Source organism: Xanthomonas sp. GW (genome assembly GCF_014236815.1).
In the GTDB taxonomy this organism is placed as follows: Bacteria; Pseudomonadota; Gammaproteobacteria; order Xanthomonadales; family Xanthomonadaceae; genus Xanthomonas_A.
Genome location: NZ_CP051189.1, coordinates 4,864,410 through 4,887,892, shown reverse-complemented (window position 1 = coordinate 4,887,892; position 23,483 = coordinate 4,864,410). Strand labels below are relative to the sequence as shown.

Sequence of the window (23,483 nt, the reverse complement as noted above, 5' to 3'; positions counted from 1 at the left end):
GAGATTCGTGTAGGAGCGGCTTCAGCCGCGACGCCTTACCGGGAGCGTGTCGCGGCCGATGGCCCGAGGCCACGTAGAGCCGCTCCTACACGAAGCGCATCACTTGGTCCGCTCGAACAGCTCGCGGCCGATCAGCATGCGCCGGATTTCCGAGGTGCCGGCGCCGATCTCGTACAGCTTGGCGTCGCGCCACAGGCGCCCGGTCGGGTAGTCGTTGATGTAGCCGTTGCCGCCGAGCACCTGGATCGCCTGGCCGGTGAGCCAGGTCGCCTTCTCGGCCGCGTACAGGATCGCGCCGGCGGCGTCCTGGCGGGTGGTGCGTCCGGCGTCGCAGGCGCGCGCCACCGCATACACATAGGCGCGGCAGGCGTTGAGGCCCACGTACATGTCGGCCAGCTTGCCCTGCATCAGCTGGAAGCTGCCGATCGCCTCGCCGAACTGGCGGCGTTCGTGCACGTACGGCATCACCACGTCCATCGCCGCGGCCATCAGCCCCAGCGGGCCGCCGGACAGCACCAGCCGCTCGTAGTCCAGGCCCGACATCAGCACGCGCACGCCGCCGCCAACGCTGCCCAGCACGTTCTCCACCGGCACCTCGCACTCCTGGAACACAAGCTCGCAGGTGTTGGAGCCGCGCATGCCGAGCTTGTCCAGCTTCTGCGCGGTGCTGAAGCCGGGCATGCCCTTCTCGACCAGGAACGCGGTGATGCCGCGCGCGCCGCCGGCCGGGTCGGTCTTGGCGTAGACCACCAGTACGTCGGCATCGGGGCCGTTGGTGATCCACATCTTGTTGCCGTTGAGCACGTAGCGATCGCCGCGCAACTCGGCGCGCAGCTTCATCGACACCACGTCCGAACCGGCGCCCGGCTCGCTCATCGCCAGCGCGCCGACATGCTCGCCGCTGCACAGCTTGGGCAGGTAGCGCGCCTTCTGCGCGTCGCTGCCGTTCTTGCGCAGCTGGTTCACGCACAGGTTCGAATGCGCGCCGTAGGACAGGCCGATCGCGCCGGAGGCGCGCGAGATCTCCTCCATCGCCACCACGTGCGCCAGGTAGCCCATCGCGCTGCCGCCGTACTCCTCCTCCACGGTCAACCCGAGCAGGCCCTGCTCGCCGAGCTTGCGCCACAGTGGCGCGGGGAAGGCGTTGTCGCGATCGGCCTGTTCGGCCAGCGGCGCGATCTCGCGCGCGGCGAAGGCGGCCACCGTGTCGCGCAGCAGGTCGATGTCCTCGCCCAGTTCGAAATTCAACGACGGCATCAGCATGGCGGGCTCCGGAGGCAGGCGTGCGGCAGACGGGGCGCCTAGAATCCAGGCGGCGCCGGGGAATGGACGCCAGCGTAGCCGGGAACGGCGAAGAAGTGAACAATAATTCATTAATTGAACCTAGAATCACCCCATGGCCTACAAACGCTCCGCGCTGATGGAAGAACGCCTTGCCGGCAACCGCCAGCGGATCCTGCTGGCGGCGCGGCGGCTGGTTGCGGCCGGCGGCTTCCGCGGCGCGCCGGTGACCGCGGTGGCGGCCGAGGCGGGGGTGTCCACCGGGCTGATCTACCGCCACTTCCCGTCCAAGGCCGAGCTGTTCGTGGAAGTGCTGACCGCGGCGGTGGACTACGAACTGGCGATCCTGCGCGGCATCGCCGCCGAACCGGCGCCGGCGACGCAGCGCCTGCGCGCGGCGATCGCCTCGTTCGTGCGCCGCGCGCTGGCCGGGCCGGGATTGGCCTATGCCTTCATCGCCGAGCCGGTGGAGCCGGAGGTGGATGCCGAGCGCATCCGCTGCCGGCGCCTGTTCGGCGATCTGTTCAAGGGCATCCTCGCCGACGGTGTGGCCGCGGGCGAATTCCCGGCGCAGGACCTGGACGCGGCCGCGGCCTGCCTGGTCGGCGCCTACACCGAAGCCCTGGTCGGCCCGACCGCGCCCAGCCGCGACGGCCCGCGCGACAGCGACCGCCTGGTCGAGGCGGTGTGCGGTTTCTGCCTGCGCGCGGTCGGCAGCGCGCAGGCGGGATAAGAAGTTTTGCGGGGGCCACCTCTGCGCAGTGCGGCCTCAGGCAGCAAGCGAATGCGCGCAGAGGGACGGTGGCGGCAGCGCTTCGGTCGCCTTGGCATGCCACAGTCAAAACACCTGCACAGCCGTAATACCCAAGCCGTGTCCCTGCTTGGGGGCAAAACTGCTGCGATGCAGCACGCATCGTCTGCGATTGGCCGCATCGCCGGACTGCCGTGCGCGGCAAACGCTGGCTATACTCGGCCGCGTAGCGGTGGTCCGGTCACCACGTGCCAAAGGGGTGTGATGTGCGGAATTACGACCTCGAATTTCTCAAGCGGTTCTCGATGGTGATCGGCCTGTTGGCCGTCATCACCCTCGGTCTGATCGCGTTCGCGGCCTATTTGCAGCGGGCGATCCCGCCCGAGGTGTCGCCGGTGGCGCTCAAGCGCACCGAGGAACGCATCGCGCCGGCGGGCGCGGTGTATGCCGGCAGTACCGGCGCTGCGGCGCAGGCCGCCGCGCAGGCGGCGGCGCTGGCCAAGGCCTCGGCGCAGGTCGCCTACGGCGGCACCACCGACGGCAAGGTGATCTTCAATAACCTGTGCACCGCCTGCCACACCACTGGTGTCGGCAAGGCGCCGACCCTGGACCATGCGCACTGGGATGCGCGCATCGCGCAAGGCAAGGACACGCTGTACAAGCACGCGATCGAGGGCTACACCGGCCCCGATGGCGGGATCATGCCGCCCAAGGGCGGCAATCCGGCGCTCAGCGAGGCGCAGATCCACGCCACGGTCGATTGGATGCTGTCGAACCTGAAGTAACCCCGCAGCCTGCGGGTTTTTCCAGCGCCGCCTCCGGGCGGCGCGTTCGTATTCGATGCCGGCGTGTGCCGGCGAGCTAAGGAGAGTGATCGTATGCGCCTGTTGCCCCCGATGTTGTCGTTGCTGCTTGTGGCCGCCGCGCCTGCCGCACTTGCGTTGACGCCGCCGCAGACCCTCCCGATCGGGCAGCTGCGGCCGGCCGACGGCGCACAGGGCGTGGTGTTCGAAGGCGTGGTCACCGCGCGCGTGCAGGCCGGCGGCGACGCCTATCTGGTGCAGGACGCCGGCGATGGCGATCCGCTCACCGCCGACGCGCTGCTGGTGCAGGGTGATGCCGACGCCACGCTGGTCCCGGGCGACCGGGTGCGGGTCTGGGGCGAACTGGCGCCGCGGCGCGCGGCCAGCCTGGCGTCGGCCGGCACGCCGTTCGCCGGGCGCAGCGTGCGCGCCGCCGGGCACACCGTGCTGGCGCGCGCGCAGCCGCTGCCGCTGCAGGTGCTCGACGCCGCACCGGCCGACTGGTCGGCGCTGGCCGGCATGCGCGTGCGCATCGATGCGCCGCTGACCGTGGTCGATACCGATGCGCTGGCCAAGGCCGGCGAACTCGGCGTCGCCTTCGGCGGACGCCTGTGGCAACCCTCCGAAATCGCCGCGCCGGGCAGCGCCGAACTGGCCGCGGCGAACGCCGACAACGCGCGGCGTTTGCTGCTGCTGGGCGAAGCCGGCGCGCATGCGCCCGACAGCCTGCCTGCCTACCTGGGCAGCGGCGAAGCCGCCGTAGCGCCGCGCGCCGGCACCACGCTGCAGGGTGTGGAAGGCATCGTCGGCGGCGTGGTCGAGGGCGCGGCGCGGCTGTATCCGACCGCGCCGTTGCAACTGACTCCGCCGCCGGCACCGGCGCCGCCGCAGGTCGCCGGCACGCTGCGCGTGGCCGCGTTCAACCTGGAGAACTTCTTCAATGGCGACGGCCGCGGCGGCGGCTTCCCGACCCTGCGCGGCGCGCGCACTGCCGCCGAATTCCAGGCGCAGCTGGCCAAGCTGGTCGCCACCATCCGTCCGCTGCAGGCCGACGTCGCCGCGCTGATGGAACTGGAGAACGACGGCTACGGGCCGACCTCGGCGATCGCCACGCTGGTGACCGCGCTCAATGCCGGCGATGGCGGCGACTGGCGTTTCGTCGACGCCGGGCGCGGCCCGGGCGACAACCCGATCCGGGTCGGCCTGATCTACCGCGCCTCGCGGGTCAGCCCGGTCGGCAAGCCGGCGGTGCTGGAAGGCGGCCCGTTCGCCGCGCACAGCCGGGTGCCGCTGGCGCAGGCGTTCCGGCGCGGCAACGGGCAGCCGTTCGTGGTCGTGGCCAATCACTTCAAGTCCAAGGGCTGCGGCGACGCGGCCGCCGACGATGCCGACCGCGGCGACGGCCAGGGCTGCTGGAACGCCACCCGCACCGAATCGGCGCGGCGCCTGGATGCGTGGCTGCGTACCGATCCCACCGGCAGCGGCAGCACCACCAGCGTGCTGCTCGGCGACTTCAACGCCTACGCCATGGAAGACCCGCTGCGCCTGCTGCGCGACGCCGGCTGGGGCGATGCGCTGGCGCAGGCGCACGTCGAACAGCCCTACAGCTTCATCTACAGGGGCCTGAGCGGCCGCCTGGACCACGCCCTGCTGAGTCCGGCACTGGCACCGCTGCTGCGCGGCGCCGCCGAATGGCACGTCAACGCCGATTCGCCCGACGCCGACGGCTACCGCGAACGCAACCTGCCGGGCCCGTGGCGCAGCTCCGATCACGACCCGCTGCTGCTCGGCTTTGAGCTTTGAGAGCCGGGATTTGGGATTTGGGATTGGGATTCGTTGAAGCGGAGGGCCGCGATCTGCGCCGAGCGCGGTTGCGTTTAATTCGCCGCTCGGAATAGCGGATGGCGCTGCTGATCGGTGTCCTGATGCGCAAGGAGAGCCGCGGTCTTCCAGATCGCGAATCCCAGCTTTTGCGAATCCCCAATCCCGAATTACGAATCCCCGCTACCCATGCCGATGCCCATTGCGCCGCCAGTTCCACAGGTGCGCGCTCGCCAGCAGCAGGCTGCCGGCCACGGTGACAGGGGTTTCGGCCTGCGCGCTGGGAAATCCGATCGCGCCGGCCAGCAGGCCGCACAGACCCAGCACGGCCATCGTCCACAGCGGCCACGGCAGCGGGCGCTGCCGCTGCGCGCGCCATAGCGCCAGCCCGGCCAGCGGCAGCGCGATCGCCACGAACAGCCCATGCACCCACTCGGCCTGCGCCCACGCGCCGAACAGCGGCAGGGCCGCGGCCAGCAGCGGCAGCGCCAGGCAATGCAGCAGGCATAGCCCGGACAGGAGTACGGCGGAGGCATCGAAGAACGGCTGGGGCAGGGATTTCATGGGCGGCGATTCCGGCATTGAAGTGTTATATAGTAACATTTCTCCCGCCACGTCCAAGCCGCCATGCCAACGCCCGCCGTGCTCGACCGCCGCCTCCCCGTCACCGTCCTGTCCGGCTTCCTCGGCGCCGGCAAGACCACCTTGCTCAACCGCGTGCTGCGCAATCGCGACGGCCGCCGCGTGGCGGTGATCGTCAACGACATGAGCGAGATCAACATCGACGCGGCGCTGATCCGCGACGGCGGCGCCGCGCTCAGCCGCACCGAGGAAACCCTGGTCGAGTTCAGCAACGGCTGCATCTGCTGCACGCTGCGCGAGGACCTGCGCCAGGAAGTGCAGCGCCTGGCCGACAGCGGCCGCTACGATTACCTGTTGATCGAATCCACCGGCATCTCCGAGCCGATGCCGGTCGCCGCCACGTTTGCGGTGCGCGACGAACACGGCCGCAGCCTGGCCGACGTGGCGCGGCTGGACACAATGCTCACCGTGGTCGATGGAGTGAGTTTCCTGCGCGATTTCGGCTCTGCCGAACGCCTGGCCGAACGTGGCCTGCAGGCCGGCGACGATGACGATCGCGGCCTGGTCAACCTGCTGGTGGAGCAGATCGAATTCGCCGACGTGATCGTGATCGGCAAATGCGATCTGGCCACCGCGGGCACGGTGGCGCGCACGCGCGCGGTGCTGCGCGCGCTCAATCGCGAGGCGCGCATCGTCGAAGCCAGCCACGGCGACGTGCCATTGGACCTGGTGCTGGATACCGGCCGTTTCGATTTCGTGCGCGCGCAGCTGGCGCCGGGCTGGATGCAGGCATTGCGCGGCGAGCACGCGCCGGAAACCGAGCAGTTCGGCATCGGCAGCTTCGTCTACCGCGCGCAGCGCCCATTCCATCCGTTGCGTTTCGCGCGGCTGGCGCAGAACGGCCTGCGCGACGTGGTCCGCAGCAAGGGCTTTTTCTGGCTGGCCAGCCGCATGGACTGGGTCGGCGAACTGTCGATCGCCGGCGCGGCCACCCAGACCAATGCCGCCGGCTTCTGGTACGCCGCGCGCGAACGTGTGGAGCAAGGCTTGCTGGACACGCCGCTGCCGCTGCCGCCACGACCGCTGCCCTACACCGAGTTGGGCTGGCAGCGGCAGCACAGCGCGTGCTGGAGCGCGCCGCCGCCGCGTGCCGATGAGGTGGGCGATGCGCGCGAATACGCGGCGCTGCGCGCGCTGTGGCACCCGCTGTGGGGCGACCGCCGCCAGGAGCTGGCGGTGATCGGCGTCGACCTGGACGAGGCGCGGGTGCGCGCCGAACTCGACGCCTGCCTGCTCGACGACGCGGAACTGGGGCGCGGGCCGGCGGCCTGGCAGGCGCTGGCCGATCCGTTCCCGGTGTGGCGGCGCTGAGGGATTGCTGGGGCTGTCGGCGTTTCTGGTTCGCTTGCTGTTCATTGGCTAAGAACCATCCCCACACGCAGGTCCCCGCGCTTCGTTTGTCGCGGCTGAAGCCGCTCCTACAGGGGGCCGGGCGCCGGATGGGTGCACTGTAGGAGAGGCTTCAGCCGCTACAGAACCCATGGACGCACATACCACTGCTAACCGCGCGCACCAACCGCGATCAGCACGATCGCCAGCAGCGCCGCCAACAGACCCATACGGTTCCAGGCGCTGGTCTTCTCGCCGAAGGCCAGCACGCCGAGCAGCGCGCCCAGCACGATCACGCCCAGGTTCATCGCCGCGAACACCATCGCGGGGCTGTCCGGCAGCGCCTGGTGCGCGCGCACGTAGAACGCGATGTTGCCGAAGTTGAGCGTGCCCAGCAGCAGGCCGGCGCCCGCGTTGCGCCAGGCCAGCGGCACGCTGCCGCGCAGGTGCCGCCACAGTTGCACGCCGAGCAGCAGCACGAAGGCGATCGCGAAGGCGACCAGCAGCGAGGCGGCGAACGGCGTGCCTGCCTGGGCGATGCGTTTGAGCAGCACGTCGATCGCAGCGAAGCCGGCCCACACCAGCAGCAGCCAGGGCGCGGCGCGCGCAGCGCCGGCCGGCGTCGGTCCGGGCCGGTGCACGATGCCGGCGATGGCCAGCAGGCCCAGCGCCAGCCCGGCCAGTTTGTAGCCGTTGGCGCGCTCGCCGAACAGCGCGAAGGCGGCCGCCAGCGACAGCAGCAGCGACAACCGCTGCGCCGCGTCGGTGCGCACGATGCCGGCCAGCGCCACCGCGCGGCCCAGCACCAGGAACAGCGCCGGCAGCAGCAGCGCCAGCCCGAGCAGCGCCGCCCACGGCGCCTGCGCGCTGCGCAGCGTGGCCAAGGGCGGATGCAGCAGCGCCGCGCACAGCAACGCCGCCGCCAGGTAGTTCCAGGTCACCGCCTGGGCCAGGTCGATGCGCCGCTGCGGCGCCAGCTTCAGCAATGCGGAGACCAGCACGCTGCACATCACACTCAGAAGAACGAACGCCACGCGCAAGGGATCCGGTCGGGGAAGAGAACGCTGCGTGCGCCTGGCCTGCATGTGGCCTGCACCCAGCCCCGCTATTATGAGCGAATGACCTCTCCCGCTTTCCCTACCGAATCCGGCGCGTTGACGCTGGACGGCCCCGCCGGCCAGCTCGAGGCCGCGGTCGATCTGCCCGATGCCGAGACGGCCGCCTTGCCGGTCACCGCGATCGTCTGCCACCCGCTGTCCACCGAGGGCGGCACCATGCACAACAAGGTGGTGACGATGGTCGCGCGCGCGCTGCGCGAACTCGGCGTGCACGTGGTGCGTTTCAACTTCCGCAGCGTCGGCGCCTCCGCCGGCAGCTTCGACCATGGCGACGGCGAACAACAGGACCTGGCCGCGGTGGCGGCGTGGGTGCGCGCGCAACGCCCGCACGATGCGCTGTGGCTGGCCGGTTTCAGCTTCGGCGCCTACGTGTCGTTGCGCGCCAGCGCCGCGCTGCAGCCGCAGGCGCTGGTGTCGATCGCGCCGCCGGCCGGGCGCTGGGACTTCGCCGGCGTGGAACCGCCGCCGCAGTGGCTGGTGATCCAGGGCGACGCCGACGAGATCGTCGATCCGCAGGCCGTCTACGATTGGCTGGAGACGCTGGAGCAGCAGCCCGAACTGGTGCGCATGCCCGACACCAGCCATTTCTTCCACCGCAAGCTGATCGACCTGCGCGGCGCCTTGCAGCACGGGGTCAAGGCATGGCTGCCGGCGAAACAGGCGTGAGCGCGGAGCGTGGTCAGGCGGCCGCATGGCCGCAGGCAGGGCGCTGCGCGGGCGCGCGCCGATGAGCGCCGCCGCCACGCCTTCGCAACGCTACGCCGCCGGCGTGGCGCGCGGCGACTGGCGCGACGACCCGGCGCAGCACGCCGCGCTGGCCGAACTGGACCGCATCCACGCCGCGATCGTGGACAGCGACCAGGACGGCTGGCTGGATCGCCTGGCTGCGTTCTGGAAGAAGCCCGAGCCGGTGCGCGGCCTGTATTTCTGGGGCGGCGTAGGCCGCGGCAAGACCTTCCTGGTCGATCTGTTCTACGACGGCCTGCCCATCGAGCAGAAGTACCGTACCCACTTCCACCGTTTCATGCGCGGCGTGCACGAGCGCCTGCGCGAACACGCCGGGCAGAGCGATCCGCTGGCCAAGATCGCGCAGGAATGGCGCACGCAATTGCGCGTGCTGGTGCTGGACGAATTCTTCGTCACCGACATCGGCGATGCGATGTTGCTGGCGCGGTTGCTGGAGCGCCTGTTCGCCGAGGGCGTGACCTTGGTCACCACCTCCAACACCGCGCCGCAGAACCTGTACCTCAACGGCCTGCAGCGCGAGAGCTTCCTGCCGGCGATCGCGCTGCTGCAGAAGTACTGCGTGGAGCTGTACGCCGAAGGCACCGAGGACTACCGCATGCGTGCGCTGACCCGCTCGCCGGTGTACCGCGCGCCGTTGGACGCGCAGTCAGACGCGTGGCTGGACGGACGCTGGGGCGAACTCAGCGGGAATGAAGCCGCACGCAGCGGCAACATCGTCATCGAGGCGCGCAAGATCCCGGTGCGCGGCCGCGGCAAGAGCATCGCCTGGTTCGATTTCGCCGCGCTGTGCGAAGGCCCGCGCGGACCGGCCGACTACATCGAGATCGCACGCGAATTCAACACCGTGCTGCTCGGCGGCATCCCGCACTTCGACCGCATGAACGAAGACGCGGCGCGGCGTTTCGTCAACCTGATCGACGAACTGTACGACCGCCAGGTCAACCTGGTCTGCACCGCGCAGGATCCGCCGCCGCAGCTGTACAGCGGCGAGCGCCTGGCCGGCGCGTTCGAGCGCACCGCCTCGCGCCTGATCGAGATGCAGAGCGCCGAGTACCTGGCTACCGCACACCGCGCCTGAGGGTGATGTGTGGGCCGACATGCTCTGGCGAGGTCGGATTGCGCTTTGCCGCGGAGTATCGGCCCGGAAGTGTCGTGTACACGGAACACATGTCGCTTCGTTCGTCGCGGCTGAAGCCGCTCCTACAGAAACTGCGGCTGGCTGACTGGGTGCACTGTAGGAGCGGCTTCAGCCGCGACGAACGGAGCAATGCGGCCGGCAGGCGCCGTATTCCGGTCTGGGCCGACGCGACGGCCGCAACGAGCGAAATGGCGTATATGCCGACCGGTTCGATTTGGAAAAGTGCTTGCAATTAAATAGCGCGCTATGTAAATTGCATCCATGCCGAAGAAGCGCACCCCTGCCGAGATCCCCAGCCGCGACGCGGCGCTGCAACTGGATCAGCAGCTGTGCTTCGCGCTGTACTCGGCCAACCTGGCGATGCACAAGCTCTACCGCGGCCTGCTGAAGACGCTGGACCTGACCTATCCGCAGTACCTGGTGATGCTGGTGCTGTGGGAAGGGGATGCGCGCACGGTTGGAGCGATCGGCGAGCGCCTATTCCTGGATTCGGCCACGCTGACGCCGCTGCTGAAGCGCCTGCAGGCCAGCGGCCTGGTCACGCGCGAACGCTCGGCCGACGACGAACGCCAGGTCGTGGTGCGCCTGACCGCGGCCGGCCGCGCGTTGCGCAACAAGGCCGGCGCGGTGCCCGAGCAGGTGTTCTGCGCGGCGGCGTGCTCGCTGCAGGACCTGCGCCAACTCAAGCAGCAACTGGAAACCTTGCGCGGCAACCTGGGCGGCGGCTGATGCCGTCGCCACGCAGCCGACATCGGAGCATGACGTTTCGTTAATTAAGTAGTGTGCTATTAAATAGCTGTCAATCAACCGGCGCGACGCGCCTCACCAGGAGCAACCACCATGGCCTCACCCGAAAAGATCCTCTACACCGCCCACGCCACCGCGACCGGCGGCCGTGAAGGCCGCGCCGTGTCCTCCGACAAGGCGCTGGACGTGAAGCTGTCCACTCCGCGCGAGCTCGGCGGCGCCGGCGGCGACGGCACCAATCCGGAGCAGCTGTTCGCAGCCGGCTATTCGGCCTGCTTCATCGGCGCGATGAAGGCGGTCGCGGCGCAGGACAAGCAGAAGTTGCCGGGCGAGGTCAGCATCGAAGGCAGCGTCGGCATCGGCCAGATCCCGGGCGGCTTCGGTATCGCGGTGGAGCTGCGCATCGCGGTGCCGGGCATGCCGCGCGAGGAGCTGCAGGCGCTGGTCGACAAGGCGCACCAGGTCTGCCCGTACTCCAACGCGACCCGCGGCAACATCGACGTGAATCTGGTCGTCCTCGACTGATCGATGCGGCTTGTCCGAAGACCCTGTCGCGCGACTGCGCGGCGGGGTTTTTTGCTGTCTGCGATACGGCGGTGGCCCGAGCCATGACGGCGCATGCGCTACGCCGCCATCGAGAGCAAGGGCGGTAGTTGGTCTGCCGAGAACGAGACGACCTTCAAGACGCCGATCCGCGAACAATTCGAACAACGGGGTCATCCGTACTACGCGAGCGTGCGGTTTTGCGACGACGTCGCTATCGATCCGGTGCAAACGTAGCGGTTACTGGAATTGGGTTGCCGGCAGCGCTGAACGGACCGGCCACGATCCGGTTCGGGGTATTCCGGATGTGAGCGAGCGCGATCGCTCTGCTTTGAACGCGCGGCGATCGTTGGCCATCCCACCGACCGTAGCTGCCAGCTCCGTTGTTGCTTCTGCTTCCGCTTTTGCTGTCGTCTTTGCTTTGCTTTTGATCTACCGGGTCCCCTCAGCGCGGCAGACCCGGCGGGCGAATACCCGAAGGGCGGCGCGCAGGATGCGCGACGTTTTTCGTTGGCACATGGATGTGCCATCGAAAAATGCCCGTTGGGGCTGCGGACCCGGAGCGCGTAGCGCGGAGGGCGCGCTGCGGGGTGTGTTTTCTTTTGGTTACTTTTCTTTGCACAAGCAAAGAAAAGTGACCCGCGCTAGCGGAAGCTGTTGCTCTTGCTTCAAAGCTTCAAGCTTTAAAGCTTGAAGCTCCAAAGCTCCAAAGCTCCAAGCTCCAAAGCTTCAAAATCTCAATGCCAGAACCAAGGCAAGGGCAAAGCTTTCGCCTTGCGGCGAGTCACTTTTCTTTGCTCGCGCAAAGAAAAGTAACCAAAAGAAAGCGCGCCCTGCCTAGCGCCCTCCGCGCTGCGCGCTCCGGGTCCGCGTCCATAACGGGGATTCGCGGAAGGGGCATCCTGCCCCTGCCGCGAACGGCGCACATCCTTGTGCGCCGCCCTTCGGGTTTTTCCCCGCCATGGCCGCCGCTTCGGAAGGGAACCGGTAGGTCAAAAGCCACAGCCACAGCCACAGCCAGAGCCAGAGCCAGAGCAACAGCAAAGCAAAAGCAACAGCAACAGCCACAGCCAGAGCCAGAGCCAGAGCCAGAGCCAGAGCAACAGCAAAGCAAAAGCAACAGCAACAGCCAGAGCACCAGCCAGAGCAACAGCAACGTCTCACGCGATGACGATGACAGCGCCGACGGCAGTGGCCCGGCGGTCTGGCGACAGCGATCGCATCGCCTTCGTACGAGACTTTTGCCGCACGCACAGCCACGGCGGCATTGCTGTGCTGCAGATTGAGATGGAACTGGGTCAATGTAATAGTGCGAAGACCATCACTTTACGTGCGCCATGCTCAGCTCCGCCTACAACGCCGATACCGTTGCCGCCTTCATCCAGGGCGCGCGCCGCCTGCTGGTCCTCACCGGCGCGGGCATGTCCGCCGAGAGCGGCGTGCCGACCTTCCGTGGACAGGACGACAGCCTGTGGGCGCGCTTCGATCCGCAGCAGCTGGCCACCGAGGAGGCGTGGCGCGCGGACCCCGCGCTGGTCTGGGGTTGGTACCGCTGGCGCATGGCGATCGTCGCCCAGGCGCAACCGCACGCCGGACACCACGCGCTGGTGCGCCTGGCCGGACTGAAGAGCGCCACCCTGGCGACCCAGAACGTGGACGACCTGCACCAGCGCGCCGGCAGCGAGGTCGCCGCGCATGTGCATGGGCGCCTGTCGGCGTTGCGCTGCGGCGACTGCGGGCAGACCTGGCACGGCCTGCTGCCGCCGATCGACGTACAGGCGCCGACCCAGCGCCTGTCGCCGCCGGTGTGCGCGGCCTGCGGCGGCGCCGTGCGCCCAGGTGTGGTGTGGTTCGGCGAGGCGCTGCCGGCCGCCGACTGGGCGCGTGCCGAGAGCGCTGCCGATGCGGCCGACCTGGTGCTGGTGATCGGCAGTTCCGGCCTGGTCTATCCGGCGGCCGGGCTGCCGCTACGCGCTAAGGAGCGCGGCGCCTACGTGGTCGAAATCAATCCCGAGCCCAGCGGCCTGTCCTCGCGCGCCGACCTGCACTGGCGCGACAGCGCAGCGGTGGCCTTGCCGCTGTTGTTGCAGCGCTGGCCGGCGGGCTGAGGCCAGGCGCAGGCGATCCGCGCCGGCAAGCAGTCAGCGCAACGAACGCAGGAACGCGTCCACCGCGTCGGTATAGGCCGAGGGCAGGCCCAGGTCGTGGTTGATCTCGGCGTGGCTGCGGTCCTGCGGCAACACCTCGACGCGAATCCGCCGCGCCGTCGCCTTGTCGGCCAGGTGCCGGGCCTGCGCGCAGGCGTCGGCGCGGCGGCTGGAACACACCGCCAGCAGCGGCGGCGCGGCGCTGCCCATCTGGTGATACGGCGAGGCGGCGATCCAGTCGCTGCGCTGGCTGCCGAAGGCGCGGTCGTACAGCGGCAGGTGCCGCGCCTGCATCACCTGTTCTACGTCCATCGCGGCGCTGTCCAAGGCCACGGTGGCTAGCGGCGCGTGCGCGCCGGCCTGCGCCAGCAACGTCGGCGACAGGTCCAGCAGCGCCACCAGGTGCGCGCCGGCCGAGTGCCCCATCAACACCATCCTCGCGCCATCGGCGCCCCAGCCTGCGGCCAGCGCCTGCACCTTGGCCACCGCGAGGGCGACATCGCCGGCCTGCTGCAGCGGCGTGGCCTGCGGCAGCAGGCGGTAGTTCACCGAGACCAGCGCGTAGCCCTGCGGCAACCAGTGCGCGACCTTGTTGGCGGCGACGCCGGGGTTGTCCTTGTCGCCGTTCGCCCAGCCGCCGCCGTGCACCATCACAATCAGTGGCGCGTTGCGGGCATTGGCGGGCAGGTAGACATCGAAACGTTGCGCTGGATCGGCGCCGTAGGCGACATCGCGCAGCATGCGCGCTCCCTCGGGCAGTGGCGCGCGCGGCGCTGCAGCGGACTGCGCCAGCCGCTCGCGAAGCCGTTCGCGCAGGCGGCCATCCTGCGCATGCAGCGCTGCGGCGTGCAGCGCGGTCAACAGCAGGGTCACACCAAGCAAGATGCGGGCGAGCGAGGTCATGGGCGGAGTCCTTGGAGGGCGCAGGCGTGGGCGGGGAGGGTGGCGCGATACGTTACCGATGCGATTGCGACGCGCGCGGCGCACGCCGCGGCAGCGGCTGATGCGGCACGCATGGCGGCCGGCGTCGCCACTACGCCGGCGCTCATGCCTCGCGCACCCGCAGCGTCGCGCGCAGCCCGTGCGGGGCGACATTGTCCAGGCGCAGTTCGCCGTGGTGCTGGCGGGCGACGCGCTCTACGATCGCCAGGCCCAATCCGCTGCCGCCTTGGCCGCCGTGCACGAAGGGTTGCTGCGCGCTTGCGGCCAGTGCCGGATCCAGCCCGGGCCCGTGGTCGCGCACCTCGATGCGCCAGCCGTCGCCGTCCCGCGCCAGGCGCAACTGGAACGGTGCGGCGCCGTGGCGCTCGGCATTGCCGATCAGGTTGCCGAGCGCGCGCTGCAGCGCCATCGGCTTGGCGTACAGCGGCGCCTGCTCCGGCAGTTCGACCTCCCAGGCCGCGCGCGTCGCGCCCAGCGCATGCCGGCACAGTTCGGCCAGGTCCAGCGGCGCGCTGGCCTCGTCGCGGCCATCGCGGGCATAGGCGATGAACTGCGCCAGGATCGCGTCGATCTCGCCGATGTCGCGCTCCATGCCGTCGCGCAGCTCCGGTTCCACCTGCGGCAGCAACGCGAGCGCGTATTGCAGGCGGGTCAGCGGCGTGCGCACGTCGTGCGAGATGCCAGCCAGCAGCAAGCTACGCTCGGCTGCGGCGTTGCGGACGTCGGCGCTGGCATCGGCCAGGGCGTGCGCCAGGTCGTTCACCTCGCGCGGGCCGCCGCCGGCGATCGGCACGGCGCCGTCGCCACGCACGATATGCGGCGCCGCCAGGGCCAGCTGCCGCAGTGGCAGCACCAGGCGCCGTGCGAAATACGCCGCGGCCAGCCAGACCAGCAGCGCGCAGGCGGCCAGCAACGCCACCGAGAAGCGGCGCACGCCATGGCCGCGGCGTTCGCCGGAGAACGCCACCCACAGCGGATCGGGCGTGGCCAGCTTGAGCCACATCGCACCGTCTTCGCCGCGGCGCAGTTCGCGGCCCGGGCCGAGCTGACCGGCGGCGCGCCGTTGCACTTCGTCGGCCAGCACGCCGGCGCGCTTGGCGGCCGGCGGCGGATCGTGCCGGACCTGCAGCCCGGCCTCGCGCAGGGCCGGCTCCAACGCCGCGGCCGATGGCGAGCGCTGCAGCGCCTCGGCGACATTGGCGAATCCGTCCAGCGTGCGCAGCAGCTGTTGCGCGGCAGGACGCAGCGCCAGTTCGCGGCCGAGCAGCAGCGCCATCAGGCCGGCGCCGGCCAGCACCAGCGCGATCACCAGCGCCAGCTGCCCGAACAGGCTGCGCGGCCAGCCATCGCCGGTGCGGCGGATGCGGCTCATGGCGCGGCCTGCGGCGGCACGTAGACGTAGCCGATGCCCCACACGGTCTGGATCAGCCGCGGCGTGCGCGCGTCGTCTTCGAGCAGCTTGCGCAATCGCGCCACGGTGACGTCGATGCTGCGCGCGAAGGCGTCGTGTTCGCGGCCATGCGCCAGGCTCATCAGGCGGTCGCGGCTGAGCGGCTGCTGCGGATGCCGCAGCAGTACCGACAGCACCGCGAATTCGGCGGTGGTCAGCTTCAGCGGCTGTCCGTCGCGGCTGAGTTCGCGCCGGCCCAGGTGCAGGCGGAAGCGGCCGAAGCCGATCTCGCCGCCGTCCGGCTGCGGCGCGCCGGCGCCGGCCGGTCCGGTGCGGCGCAGCACCGCGCGGATCCGCGCCAGCAGCTCGCGCGGGTTGACCGGCTTGGGCAGGTAGTCGTCGGCGCCGATCTCCAGGCCGACGATGCGGTCGATCTCGTCGCCCTTGGCGGTGAGCATCACGATCGGCGTGGTGTCGCCCTGGCCGCGCAGGCGCCGGCAGATCTCCAGGCCGTTCTCGCCGGGCAGCATCAGGTCCAGCACCACCAGGTCGTAGTGGCCGCGCGCCAGCGCCTGCTGCAACTGGGCGCCGTCGGCCACCGCCTTCACCGAAAAGTCCTGGCTTTCCAGATAGCGGCGCAGCAGTTCGCGCAGACGTTCGTCGTCGTCGACCAGGAGCAGGCGGGCAGGGGCGTCGTTCATGACCGCCACTATCGGCTGCGCCACGGTCGCCGGGCAACGCCCGCCGCCCGGATTGTGTAAGCGGATGTTTCCGACGCCGCCGGCGGAAACATCCGCTGGCCAGAACGCAACACCTTGCGCCTGCGCGCGGCCTACCGTGTCTCCACCGCAGCGCCCGCGCTGCTCCACGGAGAACGACGATGACCCTCTCGCTACGCAACTCGCTGCTGCTGCTCGCCCTGGCCATGGGCGGCCTGACCGCCCTGGCGGCGCCCGAGGCGCAGGCGCGCGAACGCACCCGTACCCGCACCGCCAGCCACGTGGACGGTGCCCGCAGTGCCGCGGTGAACGCCAGCGCCAGCGGCGCCCACGGCAGCCGCACGCGTGCGCGGCAATGGCAGGCCGATGGCCAGGGCAACGCGGCGGGCAGCAGCGGCGCGACCGCCAGCGGCGCCAACGGCGGCTCCGCCACGCGCCAGGGCAGCTTCTACCGCAACGCCGACGGCAGCGCCGGCCGCCAGGGCAGCGCCAGCTTCACCACTGCCAACGGCGGCAGCGCCAGCAGCAGCGGCAGCATCGCCAAGAGCGCCGATGGCAGCGTCGCCGGCAGCCGCCAGACCAGCGCTACCGGCGCCAATGGCGGCAGCTACCAGGGCTCGACCACGCTGGCCGACGGCAGCGTCAGCCACACCGGCACCTGCAGCAACGCCGCCGGCGAGGTCGTTGCCTGCCGTCCGTAGCCGGCTGCCCCGGGCATGGCGATCACGCGCCCGCGGCGGCCAGTCCACCGCGGGCGCGATCGCCCACGTCGCCATTTTCCGTCCATCCTTTATTCGAGAATCGCCATGAAGACCGCCATTGCCCATGGGCTGCTGTGTAGCCTGTTGTTGGCCGGCACCGCCGCCGCACAGACCGCGCCGAGCGCCGCACAGAAGCAGAAACTGCAGCAAAAGCTCGAGACCGCCGACGCCAACGGCGATGGCCTGATCAGCCGCAGCGAAGCCGACGCGTCGCTGCCGCGCATCGCCAAGCGTTTCGACGCGCTGGACCGCAACCACGACGGCCAACTGTCGGCGGACGAACTGCGCGCGGCCGTGCAGCAGGCCAAGCAGCAGGCCGGGCAGCGCGAGCGCTGAGCCGGCGCGGGGGCTGTAATCCGAGCCCCCGCAGCGGCCGGCGCCGCTCGCGCTCCATGGGCGCGAGCCGCGCGTGGTTGCCGTTCGTCCGCCCCCCGGCGTGGCGGTACCCGCGCTCCGCGCAGTTGGCGCAGATCGGCGCGCACCGCCATGCACGGGCTGCCGCCGGCGGGCTCGCCGAGGCCCTTGCGGCATGGGCGCTCCAGCCGTTTCCAGGCCCGATTCGGCGCCCCGCTGCGGGGATTTGCGGCGTCGCCACGGCAAACGGTTGTCCCGCTTGGCTTTTCGAATTTATGACTACATTTAGCGTTGACGACGCCCGGGGACCCCACTATCTTGTGGTGGTCGGTTCCAGCAGCCACCAGGCTGCGGGATCAAAAGGGAAGCCGGTGCGGCGCGCGAGCGCTCAGGCCGGCGCTGCCCCGCAGCGGTAATTGGGAACGAACCCGTCACCCGCACTGAGGCGCCCTGCCTTGGGAAGCGACGGGCTAGGAAACCGGCCATCGGCCGTCGCCCATAAGCCCGAAGACCTGCCGACAGCCGCGCGATGCACACAGCGCGGCGCCGACCGTTGAATCTCCGGGGGGAGATGGTCGGTGAAGCGTTGACCGCCCGCAGGCTCGCGCCTGCGCCGTCGCGGTCTCTGCGACACCGCGTCTCCACCCTGCTGATCCGGTCGGAGCGTTGCCTGCGAGGGTCGGGCAGCCAGGTGCACCACGCTTGGAGACCTTCATGAGCCAGACCCACAGCCTGCCGGCCGCAGCCCCCCTCGACACCGCCGATGTCGATCCCACGCCTGCCGCCTCCGCCGCTGCCGCGCAGCCCGATGCGGCCGCCAGCGAGCCGAGCAACGACCAGCGCGCCGTGACCTGGATCGTCAAGGACGGCGGCAACCGCCGCATGGCCTTCGACCGTTCGCGCCTGCAGCGCACCCTGGACCGGATCCATGCCGAGTTCCCGCAGTTGGACGTGGCCGACTACGAGCGCAAGGCGTTCGCCTTCGTCGAGAAGAAGGAAAGCCTGTCGGCCGACGAGATGGTCGACTACCTGATCCGCGAGGCCGAGTCGCGCGTGGACATCGCCACGCCGGAGTGGGAGTACTTCGCCGCGCGCCTGTACCTGCACCGCCTGTACAAGCGCGCCAGCAAGAACCGCTTCTACGATGCCGGCGAGAAGTACGGCTCCTACGTCGGCTTGCAGGAAAGCCTGGCCGACCGCGGCGTGTACTCGATCGACATCCTCAAGAACTACTCCAAGGACGAACTCGCCGAAGCCGGCAAGATGATCGACCCGGAGCGCGACAAGCTGTTCGCCTACAACGGCCTGTACCTGCTGGCCACGCGCTACCTGGCCACCGACAACTCGCGCAAGGTCTACGAGCTGCCGCAGGAGCGCTGGCTGACCATCGCGCTGTACCTGATGCAGGATGAAAAGCCACGCGAGCGACGCATGCAGCTGGTCGGCGAGGCCTACTGGGCGCTGTCCAACCTGTTCATGACCGTAGCCACGCCCACGCTGGCCAACGCCGGCAAGATCGGCGGGCAGCTGTCGAGCTGCTTCATCGACACCGTGGACGACAGCCTGCAGGGCATCTATGACTCCAACACCGACGTGGCGCGCGTGTCCAAGCACGGCGGCGGCGTCGGCGCCTACCTGGGCTACGTGCGTTCGTCCGGCTCGGCGATCCGCGGGGTCAAGAATTCCAGCGGCGGCGTGGTGCCGTGGATCAAGCAGCTCAACAACACCGCCGTGTCGGTGGACCAGCTCGGCCAGCGCAAGGGCGCCATCGCCGTGTACCTGGACATCTGGCACCGCGACATCGAGGCGTTCTTGGACCTGCGCCTGAACAACGGCGACCAGCGCCTGCGCGCGCACGACGTGTTCACCGCGGTGTGCGTGCCGGACATCTTCATGGAAGCGGTGGAGCGCCGCGGCGAGTGGTACCTGTTCGACCCGCACGAGGTGAAGGAGGTCAAGGGCTGGTACCTGCAGGACTTCTTCGACGAGAAGCGCGGCGAAGGCACGTTCCGCGCCAAGTACGAGGAAGTGGTCGCCGACGAGCGCATCGGCCGCAAGGTGGTCAAGGCCATCGACATGCTCAAGCGGATCATGGTCAGCCAGCTGGAGACCGGCAACCCGTTCATGTTCTATCGCGACGAAGTCAATCGCATGAACCCGAACAAGCACCAGGGCATGGTCTATTCCAGCAACCTGTGCACCGAGATCCTGCAGAACATGAGCCCGACCCGGGTCATCCAGGAGATGATCAGCGGCGACCAGATCGTGACCACCAAGCAGGCCGGCGACTTCGTCGTGTGCAACCTGTCCTCGGTGAACCTGGGCCGCGCGGTCACCGCGCAGCCGGACCTGCTGTCGCCGGACGTGCTGGAGCGGCTGATCCGGGTGCAGGTGCGCATGCTCGACAACGTCATCGACCTCAACGACCTGCCGGTACCGCAGGCCACGATCACCAACCAGAAGTACCGCGCGATCGGCCTGGGCACCTTCGGCTGGCACCACCTGCTGGCGCAGAAGGGCATCGAGTGGAACTCCAGGCAGGCCGAGGACTACTGCGACGAGCTGTACGAGCGCATCAACTACCTGACCATCCAGGCGAGCCTGGCGCTGGCCAAGGAGAAGGGCGCGTACAAGGTGTTCAAGGGTAGCGATTGGCAGAACGGCGAGTACTTCAGCAAGCGCGGCTACGACAGCGCCGAGTGGCAGGAGCTCGCAGCGCAGGTCAGCATCAACGGTGTGCGCAACGCGTGGATGATCGCGGTGGCGCCGAACATGAGCACCGCGCAGATCGCCGGCTCCACCGCCTCGATCGATCCGATCTACAGCGCGTTCTACTACGAAGAGAAGAAGGACTTCCGCCGTCCGGTGGTGGCCCCGGGCCTGACCGTGGACACCTATCCGTACTACGAGAAGGGCGCCTACCGGGTCGACCAGTTCGCCAGCGTGCGCCAGAACGCGCGCCGCCAGCGCCACGTCGACCAGTCGATCAGCTTCAACTTCTACGTGCCCAGCACCATCCGCGCCAGCACCCTGCTCGACCTGCACATGACCGCGTGGAAGGAAGGCCTGAAGACCACCTACTACGTGCGCTCCAACGACATCGACATCAGCGAATGCGAGTGGTGCTCGAGCTGATCGCCACCGCGTAGCGGCGCCTGCGCGCGCATGGCTTCCCCCTGGGAACGCCATGCGCGCGTGCGCCGCTCCCGCATCGCCGCGCCGCTTGCCGGCGCGCTTCACCCCACTACCGAATCCGACCATGGCCATCGCGCTCGACCGCATCAAAATCCTCGAACCGATGCATCCCAACCGTTCCACCGGGATCATCAACGGCACCACCAGCGGCATCCTCAACTGGAACGACATCCCGTACCCGTCGTTCTATCGCGCGTACAAGGAGCTGTCGACCAACTTCTGGATCCCCGACGAGGTGGACATGAAGGGCGACGCCAAGCAGTACGGCGAACTGTCGGCGCGCGAGAAGAACGCCTACGACTCGATCATCGGCCTGCTGGCCACGCTGGATTCGCCGCAGACGCGCTTCATCTACAACGTCGCCGAATACATCACCGACCCGGCCGCGCACGCCAACGCGGCGATCATCGGCCAGCAGGAAGTGATCCACAACGAGAGCTATTCCTACGTGCTGGCCTCCATCGCCGGGCTGGCCGACCAGAACCGCGTGTTCGAGATCGCGCGCACGCACCCGACCATCATCGCGCGCAACCAGCCGATCATGCAGGCCTACGACGACTTCATGCGCGACAAGACCGCAGAGACCCTGCTGCGTTCGCTGATCCAGTCCTCGATCCTGGAAGGCATCAACTTCTATTCCGGATTCGCGTATTTCTACAACCTGGTGCGGCAGAACCGCATGACCGGCACCGGCAAGATCATCAGCTTCATCAACCGCGACGAACTGGCGCATACCAAGTTCATCAGCGAGCTGATCCGCGCCATCATCGGCGAGAACGCCGAGCTGCAGACCAACGAGCTGACCGACTACGTGCACCAGGCGTTCGAGCACGCGATCCGGCTGGAGACCGAGTGGTCGGCCGAAGTGCTGGACGGCATCGAGGGCATCGACGTGGACGAGATGATCCAGTACGTGAAGTACCGCGCCAACAAGATGTCCGGCATGCTCGGCATCGAGAAGCTGTACACCGACGCCAGCGACAACGTGATGCCGTGGATCAAGGCCTACGCGGACAATTTCACCGAGACCAAGACCGACTTCTTCGAGATGCGCAACGCCAGCTACAAGAAGACCAACTCGGACAACGGCTTCGACGATCTTTGAAGGGCCGGGATTTGGGATTGGGCATTCGGGATTCGCAACAGCACCGTCGAACCTAGCTTTTACGAATCCCTAATCCCTAATCACGAATCTCCGCCTCATGCATATCCTGCTCGCCTACGCTTCGCTCAGCGGCAACACCCGCGACGTTGCCCGCCGCGTGCATGCGCAGTGCGAGGCGGCCGGGCACCAGGTGACCTGGATCCATACCGACCTGCAGACCCTGCACGGCGCGCTCGGCGATGCCGCGCGCGCGGCGGACTTCGACCTGCACCTGCTCGGCAGCTGGAGCGACAACGCCGGGCGCACGCCGGCGGAGATGAAGCGCTACATCTCCGAACTGGTCGAGGCGGCGGGCAAGGATGTGGAGGTCGCCGCGTTCGGCACCGGCGAGACGCAGTGGGGGCTGGAGTACTACTGCGGCGCGGTCAAGCGCATCGCGCGTTTCTTCGGCAGCGCCTACCCGTTGCTGGAGATCGAGCAGATGCCGCACGGCGACCGCGACAACGCCGCGATCGACGCCTGGTGCGCGCAGGTGCTGGCGCTGCGCACCGCGCGCGCGCTGCCGGCCGGCGCCGCGCCTGTGGCCGAGGTGGCTGCTGCCGAATTCGCGTCCGCCAGCGCGTCCGGGTTCGCCTCAATGGCGTTGCCGCTGCACGGCAGCGGTTGACGCTGCATTTCGTCCATTCGTTTTTCTGGCATCGCCGGCGTCGCAACTTCCCACGCCGGGCTTCTTCCGACATCAGACAAGGTCCCGCTCCATGTTCACCACCATCACCGTCGCCACCGCCGAACAGTTCGCCGACGCCATCGCCGCGCATCCGCGCGTGCTGGCCGATTTCAACAAGGACAACTGCCCCGGCTGCCGCATGCTCGACAAGTCGCTGGAGCGCTTCGCCGAGGGCGACAGCGCGCAGGGCGTGACCTTACTGAAGGTGAAGATGGAAGACGTGGGCGAGGAGTTCTTCCGCGCGCAGGGCCTGCGCCAGACGCCGACGCTGATGCTGTTCCGCCAGGGCGAGGAAGTGGCGCGGGTGCCGGGCTTCGTGCCGCCGGCGAAGATCGACGAAGCGGTGCGCGCGCACCTGGGTTGAGCGCGCTCGCTCGCTTCGCCTCTGTAGGAGCGGCTTCAGCCGCGACAGGTTCTACCCGGAGGTCCTGTCGCGGCTGAAGCCGCTCCTACAGGAGCACGTCCGCGTGAACATCCCGCACGCTGCGCGCCGTGCTTGACCTCAACTACACTTGAGGTCGTCCAATAGCGGCTCCCGCACAAGGAGCCACCATGCGCATCACCCACCTGAGCCTGCCCGCCAGCGATCCTGCGGCCAGCGCCGCCTTCTATCGCGACGTCCTGCAACTCCCTGTCGCGGCCACGCAGGTGCGCATCGGCTGGAGCCTGCTCGATCTGGTGGCCGCCAACGCTGCGGTCGGCAGCGCGCATCTGGCGTTCAACATCCCCGCAGCCCGCTTCGACGCCGCCTGTGCATGGCTGTCCCGGTGCGTGCCGTTGCTGCGCGATCCGTTGGGCGAATCGCGCTTCGCGCTCGACGCGGCGTGGCAATCGCAGTCGGTGTATTTCGCCGGGCCCGATGGCGCGGTACTGGAACTGATCGCGCGCAAGCCGTTGCCGGCGCACGCCATCGCCGACGGCGCGTTCTCCGCGGCCGAGCTGCTGTGCATCAGCGAGATCGGATTGCCCACTGCGCAGGTGCCGGCGGTCGCCGCAGCGGCGCAGGAGCGGATGGGACTGCCGCCGTTCGTGCCGGTATCCGACGCGTTCGCGCCGCTCGGCGATCACGAAGGCCTGTTGATCGTGGTCGATGCGCAGCGGCGCTGGTTCCCGGAGCAGCGCCAGCTGCCGTTCGCGCAGGGCGTGCGGGTGGTCGTCGAAGGCGTGCGCGGCGGGCAGGTGTTGCGCGATGCGGCCGGATGGCAGGTGGTGTCGCAATGAGG

At 69.1% G+C, this 23,483-nt stretch carries 22 protein-coding genes, 1 pseudogene and 1 riboswitch; of the genes and pseudogenes, 17 read left to right on the top strand and 6 right to left on the bottom strand.

The features are described 5' to 3' along the window. Nucleotides 1-99 precede the first annotated feature (99 nt). Entirely contained in the window at nucleotides 100-1,263 is a 1,164-nt protein-coding gene (locus tag HEP73_RS21155) for an isovaleryl-CoA dehydrogenase (protein WP_185821440.1), read from the bottom strand. 133 nt (nucleotides 1,264-1,396) lie between these two features. Between HEP73_RS21155 and HEP73_RS21150 the strand changes: the two genes are divergently transcribed. The 3 genes from HEP73_RS21150 (at nucleotide 1,397) to HEP73_RS21140 (ending at nucleotide 4,638) form a co-directional block, all read left to right on the top strand. After that, complete coding sequence (locus HEP73_RS21150) at nucleotides 1,397-2,014, top strand: TetR/AcrR family transcriptional regulator (RefSeq protein WP_185821439.1); 618 nt, start codon at nucleotides 1,397-1,399, stop codon at nucleotides 2,012-2,014. A gap of 284 nt (nucleotides 2,015-2,298) precedes the next feature. Next, nucleotides 2,299-2,817 carry a c-type cytochrome gene (locus tag HEP73_RS21145; protein WP_185821438.1) on the top strand — a complete coding sequence of 173 codons (519 nt, stop codon included), beginning with the start codon at nucleotides 2,299-2,301 and terminating at the stop codon, nucleotides 2,815-2,817. Between the two features lie 93 nt (nucleotides 2,818-2,910). Beyond that, nucleotides 2,911-4,638 (top strand): ExeM/NucH family extracellular endonuclease, encoded by a 1,728-nt coding sequence (locus tag HEP73_RS21140; protein ID WP_185821437.1) that lies wholly within the window; start codon nucleotides 2,911-2,913, stop codon nucleotides 4,636-4,638. Between the two features lie 201 nt (nucleotides 4,639-4,839). Here HEP73_RS21140 and HEP73_RS21135 read toward each other — a convergent pair whose 3' ends face one another. Further along, on the bottom strand, nucleotides 4,840-5,220 hold the full coding sequence (locus HEP73_RS21135) for a MerC domain-containing protein (RefSeq protein ID WP_185821436.1): 381 nt from the start codon (nucleotides 5,218-5,220) through the stop codon (nucleotides 4,840-4,842). A 63-nt stretch (nucleotides 5,221-5,283) separates the two neighbouring features. Between HEP73_RS21135 and HEP73_RS21130 the strand changes: the two genes are divergently transcribed. Beyond that, on the top strand, nucleotides 5,284-6,609 hold the full coding sequence (locus HEP73_RS21130) for a GTP-binding protein (RefSeq protein ID WP_185821435.1): 1,326 nt from the start codon (nucleotides 5,284-5,286) through the stop codon (nucleotides 6,607-6,609). 188 nt (nucleotides 6,610-6,797) lie between these two features. On the opposite strand, the gene HEP73_RS21125 is transcribed toward HEP73_RS21130, so the two are convergent. Then, on the bottom strand, nucleotides 6,798-7,712 hold the full coding sequence (locus tag HEP73_RS21125) for an EamA family transporter (RefSeq protein ID WP_458309637.1): 915 nt from the start codon (nucleotides 7,710-7,712) through the stop codon (nucleotides 6,798-6,800). A gap of 33 nt (nucleotides 7,713-7,745) precedes the next feature. Here HEP73_RS21125 and HEP73_RS21120 point away from each other — a divergent pair, with 33 nt between their 5' ends. The 6 genes and pseudogenes from HEP73_RS21120 to HEP73_RS21095 all read left to right on the top strand — a co-directional run bounded on the left by HEP73_RS21120 (nucleotide 7,746) and on the right by HEP73_RS21095 (nucleotide 13,028). Further along, the gene (locus HEP73_RS21120) at nucleotides 7,746-8,411 is read left to right on the top strand and encodes an alpha/beta hydrolase (protein WP_185821433.1); all 666 of its coding nucleotides are present in this window, start codon (nucleotides 7,746-7,748) and stop codon (nucleotides 8,409-8,411) included. 61 nt (nucleotides 8,412-8,472) lie between these two features. Then, nucleotides 8,473-9,570: a cell division protein ZapE gene (gene zapE, locus HEP73_RS21115; RefSeq protein WP_185823535.1), complete on the top strand. Its 1,098-nt coding sequence runs from the start codon at nucleotides 8,473-8,475 to the stop codon at nucleotides 9,568-9,570. 321 nt (nucleotides 9,571-9,891) lie between these two features. Next, nucleotides 9,892-10,359: a MarR family winged helix-turn-helix transcriptional regulator gene (locus tag HEP73_RS21110; RefSeq protein ID WP_185821432.1), complete on the top strand. Its 468-nt coding sequence runs from the start codon at nucleotides 9,892-9,894 to the stop codon at nucleotides 10,357-10,359. A gap of 111 nt (nucleotides 10,360-10,470) precedes the next feature. Continuing rightward, the gene (locus tag HEP73_RS21105; protein ID WP_145703847.1) at nucleotides 10,471-10,902 is read left to right on the top strand and encodes an organic hydroperoxide resistance protein; all 432 of its coding nucleotides are present in this window, start codon (nucleotides 10,471-10,473) and stop codon (nucleotides 10,900-10,902) included. Between the two features lie 93 nt (nucleotides 10,903-10,995). After that, nucleotides 10,996-11,231, top strand: a pseudogene (locus HEP73_RS21100) (methylcrotonoyl-CoA carboxylase); the annotation flags it as partial. A 1,026-nt stretch (nucleotides 11,232-12,257) separates the two neighbouring features. Further along, the gene (locus tag HEP73_RS21095) at nucleotides 12,258-13,028 is read left to right on the top strand and encodes an SIR2 family NAD-dependent protein deacylase (protein WP_185821430.1); all 771 of its coding nucleotides are present in this window, start codon (nucleotides 12,258-12,260) and stop codon (nucleotides 13,026-13,028) included. 33 nt (nucleotides 13,029-13,061) lie between these two features. Here HEP73_RS21095 and HEP73_RS21090 read toward each other — a convergent pair whose 3' ends face one another. The 3 genes from HEP73_RS21090 to ompR all read right to left on the bottom strand — a co-directional run bounded on the left by HEP73_RS21090 (nucleotide 13,062) and on the right by ompR (nucleotide 16,100). After that, on the bottom strand, nucleotides 13,062-13,970 hold the full coding sequence (locus tag HEP73_RS21090) for an alpha/beta hydrolase (protein ID WP_185821429.1): 909 nt from the start codon (nucleotides 13,968-13,970) through the stop codon (nucleotides 13,062-13,064). Between the two features lie 142 nt (nucleotides 13,971-14,112). Further along, the gene (locus HEP73_RS21085; protein WP_185821428.1) at nucleotides 14,113-15,381 is read right to left on the bottom strand and encodes an ATP-binding protein; all 1,269 of its coding nucleotides are present in this window, start codon (nucleotides 15,379-15,381) and stop codon (nucleotides 14,113-14,115) included. After that, a complete protein-coding gene (gene ompR, locus HEP73_RS21080) occupies nucleotides 15,378-16,100 on the bottom strand; it encodes an osmolarity response regulator transcription factor OmpR (protein WP_185821427.1) in 723 nt (240 codons plus the stop codon). Before ompR ends, HEP73_RS21085 begins: the two co-directional genes overlap by 4 nt. Before the next feature lie 179 nt (nucleotides 16,101-16,279). Between ompR and HEP73_RS21075 the strand changes: the two genes are divergently transcribed. From HEP73_RS21075 to HEP73_RS21045, 7 genes are all read left to right on the top strand, one after another. Next, nucleotides 16,280-16,819, top strand: a complete 540-nt coding sequence (locus HEP73_RS21075) for a hypothetical protein (protein WP_185821426.1) — start codon at nucleotides 16,280-16,282, stop codon at nucleotides 16,817-16,819. 105 nt (nucleotides 16,820-16,924) lie between these two features. Next, nucleotides 16,925-17,215, top strand: coding sequence for an EF-hand domain-containing protein (locus HEP73_RS21070; protein WP_221899364.1), 291 nt, complete (start codon nucleotides 16,925-16,927; stop codon nucleotides 17,213-17,215). A gap of 329 nt (nucleotides 17,216-17,544) precedes the next feature. Then, a riboswitch (cobalamin riboswitch) is annotated at nucleotides 17,545-17,767 on the top strand. Between the two features lie 180 nt (nucleotides 17,768-17,947). Continuing rightward, entirely contained in the window at nucleotides 17,948-20,368 is a 2,421-nt protein-coding gene (locus HEP73_RS21065; RefSeq protein WP_185821424.1) for a ribonucleoside-diphosphate reductase subunit alpha, read from the top strand. 124 nt (nucleotides 20,369-20,492) lie between these two features. After that, nucleotides 20,493-21,533, top strand: coding sequence for a ribonucleotide-diphosphate reductase subunit beta (locus HEP73_RS21060; RefSeq protein WP_185814415.1), 1,041 nt, complete (start codon nucleotides 20,493-20,495; stop codon nucleotides 21,531-21,533). A 97-nt stretch (nucleotides 21,534-21,630) separates the two neighbouring features. Continuing rightward, nucleotides 21,631-22,200 (top strand): flavodoxin, encoded by a 570-nt coding sequence (locus HEP73_RS21055; protein WP_185821423.1) that lies wholly within the window; start codon nucleotides 21,631-21,633, stop codon nucleotides 22,198-22,200. 91 nt (nucleotides 22,201-22,291) lie between these two features. After that, on the top strand, nucleotides 22,292-22,624 hold the full coding sequence (locus HEP73_RS21050) for a thioredoxin family protein (RefSeq protein ID WP_185814413.1): 333 nt from the start codon (nucleotides 22,292-22,294) through the stop codon (nucleotides 22,622-22,624). Between the two features lie 188 nt (nucleotides 22,625-22,812). Then, nucleotides 22,813-23,481: a VOC family protein gene (locus HEP73_RS21045; RefSeq protein ID WP_185821422.1), complete on the top strand. Its 669-nt coding sequence runs from the start codon at nucleotides 22,813-22,815 to the stop codon at nucleotides 23,479-23,481. Nucleotides 23,482-23,483: the final 2 nt, after the last annotated feature.